This window comes from Chromohalobacter sp. HP20-39, assembly GCF_033052815.1.
GTDB lineage: Bacteria > Pseudomonadota > Gammaproteobacteria > Pseudomonadales > Halomonadaceae > Chromohalobacter.
Genome location: NZ_JAWHTP010000720.1, coordinates 1 through 269, shown reverse-complemented (window position 1 = coordinate 269; position 269 = coordinate 1). Strand labels below are relative to the sequence as shown.

Here is a 269-nt window from a genome sequence, read left to right as displayed (position 1 = left end):
CGTGACAGGACAATGGCTTTCCATTTCCGCTCAGGGAGCCAGGATGTTCTCCGAGCCGGACGGGCGGTTGATTGACTAAGCCGCTTCAGCGACCGGCATCCCTTGCAGGATGGCGCGAAGCTCACCTTCAAGCACTTGCTTCTCGCGCTTGAGCATCGCGAGCACGGGCTGGGCCGGCGTGGCCTTGGCGGATTCCATGTTGCGGACATGCTGCTCCAGCGCGGTGTGGCGACGGAGCAGCCTTGAGAAGCGTGGGTCTTGCGTCTTGA

General features: G+C 62.5%; 1 protein-coding gene. It reads right to left on the bottom strand.

All coding sequences use genetic code 11. The annotated features are described in order from the left end of the window. Positions 1–75: 75 nt before the first annotated feature. Positions 76–269 (bottom strand): hypothetical protein (locus tag RVY79_RS19835; RefSeq protein ID WP_317466284.1); only part of this gene is annotated, 194 nt, incomplete at its 5' end.